The following is a 4,333-nucleotide window of genomic DNA, read 5'->3' as shown; positions in this document are numbered from 1 at the left end:
TGCCGCCCGCAGCGGGTGGGCTAGGAGGTGTCTCCCCAACGGCGAGTGCCTGCTGCGCGATGCCCGAAGCACGCCGTGGACGGCGTTGTCGTCGGTCGTCGTGGCTCCGCCACGCCTCCCTCCTCCGCCTTGCCACGCCACACTTCGGACGCCGCTCGCGACGGCAACCGTTGGGGAGACACGCCCTAGGAGACGAGCTCGTCGCTGCAGGCGCCGGCGGTCGCGACAAGCGTGCTGATCCCGGCCAGGCCGGGCACCGGGCGCGGGTCCTCGAGCAGCGTCCAGCAGTGGTCACGGATCGCGTACTCGCCGCGCGGCCCGTCGACGATGAAGCGATGCACGCCCTCGACGAGGCGCTCCACCTCCTCGCGCCGCGTGCCGCCGCCGAAGCTGGCTCGGATCGCGCCGATCGGGAAGCCGAGCCGGTCCAGCAGCGGGTGGGCGCAGAAGCGCCCGTCGCGGACGCCGATGCCGTGCTCGGCGGAGAGGTAGGCGGCGAGCTTGCCGGGCTCGACGCCGTCCAGGGTGAAGGTGGAGACCGTCGCATGGTCCGGGGAGTCCGCCCAGATCCGCGCGAAGCGGATGCCGGGTAGCGCCGCCAGCCCGTCGGCCAGCGTGTTGCGCAGCTCGGCCTCATGGGCGGTGAGTGCCGTCAGGTCGAGGGCTTGAAGGGCCTCGGCCGCGGCAGCCAAGGCGACGGCGCCCAGCACGTTGGGGGAGCCGGCCTCGTGTCGTGCCGGGCCGTCGGCCCACTCGGTGCTCTCGGTTGTGACGCGGCGGACCGCGCCGCCGCCGGACAGGTGCGGCCGGCCCGCGTCGAGCCAGTCGCGCCGTCCGACCAGCGCCCCGGCACCGTAGGGCGCATAGAGCTTGTGACCGGAGAACGCCACGTAGTCGACGTCGCTGGTGCGAAGCGAGAGATGGTGGTGGGCGAGGAGCTGGGCGGCGTCGACGAGCACGCGTGCGCCGTGGCGGTGGGCGATGGCCACCACGCGCGCCAGCGGCAACGCCTCGCCGGTGACGTTCGATGCGCCCGTCACGGCGAGCAGCGCGTGCGGCTGGGCCGCGAGCGTCGCATCGATCCGGTCCAGGGTCTGCTCGATGGTGGAGTCGGCGACCAGCACCGTCGCACCATGCCGAGAGCGTTGCCAGGGCAGCAGATTGGCGTGGTGCTCGACGTCGAGGACCAGCGCCGGTCCAGGGGCGACGCCCGCCAGCAGGTTGATCGCGTCGGTGGTGTTGCGGGTGATCACCGTCAGGTCGTCGTCGCGGGCATCCACGAAGGCGCCGATCCGGCTCCTTGCCTCCTCGTACAGGGCGGTGGCGACCTGGGAGAGGTAGCCGGCGCCGCGGTGCACCGACGCGTACCAGGGCTGCACGGTGGCCAGCCTCTCGGCGACGCTGCGCAGTGCCGGTGTGCTGGCCGCGCCGTCCAGGTTGGCGTAGCCGACCCAGCGGCCGTCCAGCAGAGGCACCTGGGTGTCGGCGCCGACCAGGTCGAGGAGGGGAGGGGGACTGCCCATGGGAGTGTCCTGTCGCGAGGGTGGTTCTGACTCGCCAAGAATAATGTGATTCTGGAGTGACTTACTATTCTTTTCGCTGGCTGGACGCGCTGCCGCAAGCTCGAGGGCGACGAGTTGGTTAGGGTAGCCTAAGTTGCATGGCGAATGAGCGGATGCGTGACTACTGGTCCGCTGTCGGCGCGCAGGGCTGGGTGGAGCACAAGCAGATCTTCGACGCCGAGCTGGCGCCGTTCGCCGACGCCGTCCTTGCGGCGGTCGAGACTGTTCCGGGTGACCATCTGCTGGACGTCGGCTGCGGCACGGGAGCCCTGCTCGACCTGGCTGCTGGGGCCGGGGTCACCGGGGTCGGCGTCGACATCTCTCCGGCCATGGTCGAGGCGGCGGCGAGGGCGGTGCCCTCGGCGAGGTTCGTCGCTGCGGACGCGCAGACGGCGCGGGTGGAGGAGCTGGGGCGGTTCACCGGAATCGTGTCGCGGTTCGGCGTGATGTTCTTCGATGATCCGGTTGCTGCGTTCGCCAACCTCCGCGGTGCGGTCGAGCCCGGCGGGCGGCTCGCCTTCGTGGCCTGGCGCGGGCTGGCGGAGAATCCGATGTTCACGCTCGGCACCAGCGTGCTGCTCGATCGGCTGCCGCCCCCGCTGCCGCTTCCGGTCGACGGCGCCCCCGGCCCGCTGGGGCTCTCCGATCCGGACCGGATTCGGCAGGTGCTGGCCGCTGCGGGCTGGGAGGGCATCCGGGTGGAGCCGTTCGATGCCCCCTGCATCTACGGTGCGGGCGACTCCGACGGCGTCGAGGAGCGGCTCGAGATGATCCTCGGGACCTCTGCCGGAGGAGCCGCCCGCGAGGCGCTCCAACCCGCCCTGGGTGATGAGGGCTGGGCGGAGCTCCTCGACGACGTGCGCACCGAGCTGCGACGCCATCTGATGGATGGGCGCCTGCGGTTCAATGGCGCGACCTGGCTGGTCACGGCTCGCAACGCGTAGGGGCGTGCCTCTCAGGCGACCTGGAGGGAGCGCTTGGACAGGCCCATCCAGAAGCCGTCGATCACCTGCTCGCCCGGCTCGTCGGCCTTGAGTGCCGCGCCGAGGGTGATGAAGAGCGGCGTGTAGTGCTCGACGGTCGGGTGTGCGTAGGGCATCCCGGGGGCGCGCTCTTTGAACCGGGCAAGCTCGTCGACGTCGCCTCGCGCGAGCGCCTCGCCGGCCCAGGTGTCGAAGTCCTTCGACCACCCGGGGGCGGTGGCGTCGATGCTCCAGTCGCGCAGGAACGGCAGGCCGTGGGTGAGGAACCCGGAGCCGATCACCAGGATGCCCTCGTCGCGCAGCTCGCGCAGCCGCTGACCGATGCCGAGCAGCCGGTACGGGTCCTGGGTGGGCAGCGACATCTGCACCACCGGGATGTCGGCGGCCGGGTACATGATCTTCAGGGGCACCCAGGCGCCGTGGTCGAGCCCGCGGCTGCGGTGCTGGTGCACCGGCTCGGTGCTCGGCAGCGCGGCGGCCACCCGAGCGGCGAGCGCGGTGGAGTCGGGCGTCTGGTACGTCATCCGGTAGTACTTCTCGGCGAAGCCGCCGAAGTCGTACACCAGTGGCGCCTGCGAGGCGGTGAGGCTGATCGGAGCGGACTCCCAGTGGGCGCTGACGATCAGGATCCCGCGGGGGCGCGGGAGGCGACCGGCCCAGGCCGCCAGCTCTGCGGACCAGACCGGGTCGTCGAGCAGCGGAGGGGCGCCGTGTCCGATGTAGAGGGCGGGCATGGAGGTAGTCATGAAGCCAGCGTACGCGGTAGGTAGTTGATTCTTCAAGTAAAAGGCGGAGATGTGACGCAGTCGCACGCAGGGGGCAGCGGACGGCGCGAACTCCCACACCGGCGTCCACGGATGGCTAGGGTCGATGCCATGAGCACACTCGCAGGCTTGGTCGAGCGGGATCTCGTGGCCGAGGACTGGGCCCGTGCGCTGGCGCCGGTCGAGGCCCAGGTCGCCGCGATGGGTGCCTTCCTGCGCGACGAGCTGGCGCACGGACGGGGCTACCTGCCGCCAGGGCACCAGGTGCTGCGGGCGTTCACCCGGCCGATGAGCGAGGTGAAGGTGCTGATCGTCGGCCAGGACCCGTACCCGACGCCGGGTCATGCGGTCGGTCTCAGCTTCTCGGTGGCACCCGACGTCCGGCCGTTGCCGCGGAGCCTGGCCAACATCTATGCCGAGCTCGCGACCGACCTGCAGATCCCGCCCGCCGGCCACGGTGATCTCTCCGCCTGGGCCGACCAGGGCGTGATGCTGCTCAACCGTGCGCTCACGGTGCGCGCGGGCGAGGCCAACTCGCACGCAGGCAAGGGCTGGGAGGTGATCACCGAGCAGGCGATCCGGGCCCTGGTGGCGCGCGGCGGTCCTCTGGTGGTCATCCTCTGGGGTCGCAACGCGCAGTCGCTCAAGCCACTGCTGGGTGAGGTGCCGACCATCGAGTCGGCCCACCCCTCGCCGCTCTCGGCGTCGCGTGGCTTCTTCGGCTCGCGGCCCTTCTCGCGGGCGAACGCGCTGCTGGCCGAGCAGGGTGGGGCACCGGTCGACTGGCGCCTCGACGGGAGCGAGTAGGCGCCTGCTCGCGCCCGGCGGGCCCGGCGGTTGACGCGGCCCGGGAGCCTCGTCAGGCTGAGCTGGTGAGCTCAGAGGAGCGGATCTTCGACCTGCTGGAGGATCTGGACGCCGAGGCGGACGCGATCCTCGGCGCGGAGCGTGCACTGGAGGTCGCCGACCAGGCCCGGGCCGAGTACGCGACGGTCACCCTGAACGCCCGGCTGATGGCGGGCGG

4 protein-coding genes are annotated in these 4,333 nt (G+C 71.7%); 2 read left to right on the top strand and 2 right to left on the bottom strand.

Annotated features, from left to right (window positions below; all coding sequences use genetic code 11):
- Window positions 1-185 precede the first annotated feature (185 nt).
- A complete protein-coding gene (locus ABD151_RS08960; RefSeq protein WP_343993465.1) occupies window positions 186-1,523 on the bottom strand; it encodes an aminotransferase class V-fold PLP-dependent enzyme in 1,338 nt (445 codons plus the stop codon).
- Window positions 1,524-1,660: 137 nt separating this feature from the next.
- On the opposite strand from ABD151_RS08960, the gene ABD151_RS08955 reads away from it, so the two are divergent.
- Window positions 1,661-2,506 (top strand): class I SAM-dependent methyltransferase, encoded by an 846-nt coding sequence (locus ABD151_RS08955; RefSeq protein ID WP_343993463.1) that lies wholly within the window; start codon window positions 1,661-1,663, stop codon window positions 2,504-2,506.
- A gap of 11 nt (window positions 2,507-2,517) precedes the next feature.
- Here the strand turns inward: ABD151_RS08955 and ABD151_RS08950 are convergent, their stop codons facing one another.
- Window positions 2,518-3,291 carry a dioxygenase family protein gene (locus tag ABD151_RS08950; RefSeq protein ID WP_343993461.1) on the bottom strand — a complete coding sequence of 258 codons (774 nt, stop codon included), beginning with the start codon at window positions 3,289-3,291 and terminating at the stop codon, window positions 2,518-2,520.
- Window positions 3,292-3,420: 129 nt separating this feature from the next.
- On the opposite strand from ABD151_RS08950, the gene ABD151_RS08945 reads away from it, so the two are divergent.
- A complete protein-coding gene (locus ABD151_RS08945) occupies window positions 3,421-4,116 on the top strand; it encodes a uracil-DNA glycosylase (protein ID WP_343993459.1) in 696 nt (231 codons plus the stop codon).
- Window positions 4,117-4,333: the final 217 nt, after the last annotated feature.

Origin of the sequence: Nocardioides dubius, from assembly GCF_039528155.1 — a bacterium.
Lineage (GTDB): Bacteria > Actinomycetota > Actinomycetes > Propionibacteriales > Nocardioidaceae > Nocardioides > Nocardioides dubius.
This window is presented reverse-complemented; position numbering and strand designations above follow the sequence as displayed.